Here is a 1,257-nt window from a genome sequence, read left to right on the forward strand (position 1 = left end):
GAGAAAGCGACCTTAGGGTCGCTTTTTTTGTGCCTGAATTCTGGTGTTGGCGCGAAGTTTGAAAAAACTTCGATAAGTGCTTGCCAGAGCGCAAAGTCGCCCGTAGAATGCGCGCCACACCGAGAGACATGGGTGATTAGCTCAGCCGGGAGAGCATCTGCCTTACAAGCAGAGGGTCGGCGGTTCGATCCCGTCATCACCCACCACTCGATGTATAGCGCAGCGGTAGTTCAGTCGGTTAGAATACCGGCCTGTCACGCCGGGGGTCGCGGGTTCGAGTCCCGTCCGCTGCGCCATTTTCCACTTCCAGGGCCCACTGAACACCCGGAAGTAACAAAGAAAGCGACCTTAAGGTCGCTTTTTTTGTGTCTGCGATTTCAGCTACGGCGCTCTTCTTCCCGCAACGTCAGCACCTCAAACCCCTCCTCAGTCACCGCCACGGTATGCTCCCACTGCGCTGACAGGCTGTGGTCACGGGTAATCACCGTCCAGCCATCCTTCAATGTGCGCGTTCCGCGTCCACCCTGGTTGATCATCGGCTCGATGGTGAACACCATCCCCGGTTTCAGCTTCATGCCCATGCCACGCTGGCCAACGTGCAGTACTTCAGGCCCTTCATGCATCTGCTGGCCGATACCATGCCCGCAATACTCGCGGACCACGCTGTAGCCCGCCGCCTCGGCATGGGCCTGGACGGCATGGCCGATATCGCCCAGCGTAGCCCCGGGGCGCACCTGCTCAATGCCCTTCCACAGCGCGTCATAGGTGGTGTCGACCAACCGCCGGGCTTCATCGCTGATCTTGCCGATGCTGTACATCTTCGACGAATCGGCAATATAGCCGCCCTGTTCGAGGGTGATGTCCACGTTGATGATCGAGCCTTCCTTCAATACTTCATCGACCTTGGGCATGCCGTGGCACACCACGTGGTCCACCGAGGTATTGAGCGAGTAGGGGAAACCGTACTGGCCCTTGCTCGCTGGCCGCGCCTTGAGCGTGTCGACGATGAACGCTTCGGCGCGGTCGTTGATCTGCATGGTGGTCACACCAGGGCCGATGAAGCGGTCGAGGTCGGCGAACACTTGGGCCAGCAGCTGGCCGGCGCGGCGCATCAGGTCGAGTTGGGCGGGGGATTTGAGGATCACCTGGGACATGGGGGGAGGGTAGTTGCTCATGCTGGAATTTGCCCCAGCATAGCGCCAGCGGGTATCGGCTTGCCACCGCATGGTGCACAGCCTGTGCCGGCCCTTTCGCGGG

General features: G+C 60.2%; 1 protein-coding gene and 2 tRNA genes. 2 read left to right on the forward strand and 1 reads right to left on the reverse strand.

From position 1 onward, the window contains the following. The first annotated feature begins 130 nt into the window (after positions 1-130). Both ACK1VC_RS18830 and ACK1VC_RS18835 read left to right on the forward strand, forming a co-directional pair. Positions 131-206 (forward strand) — tRNA-Val (locus tag ACK1VC_RS18830). A gap of 13 nt (positions 207-219) precedes the next feature. Next, a tRNA-Asp gene (locus tag ACK1VC_RS18835) sits at positions 220-296 on the forward strand. Positions 297-377: 81 nt separating this feature from the next. Here the strand turns inward: ACK1VC_RS18835 and map are convergent. Continuing rightward, positions 378-1,175, reverse strand: a complete 798-nt coding sequence (gene map / locus ACK1VC_RS18840) for a type I methionyl aminopeptidase (protein WP_371262317.1) — start codon at positions 1,173-1,175, stop codon at positions 378-380. Between the last annotated feature and the right edge of the window lie 82 nt (positions 1,176-1,257).

Source organism: Pseudomonas sp. XP2 (assembly GCF_053557975.1).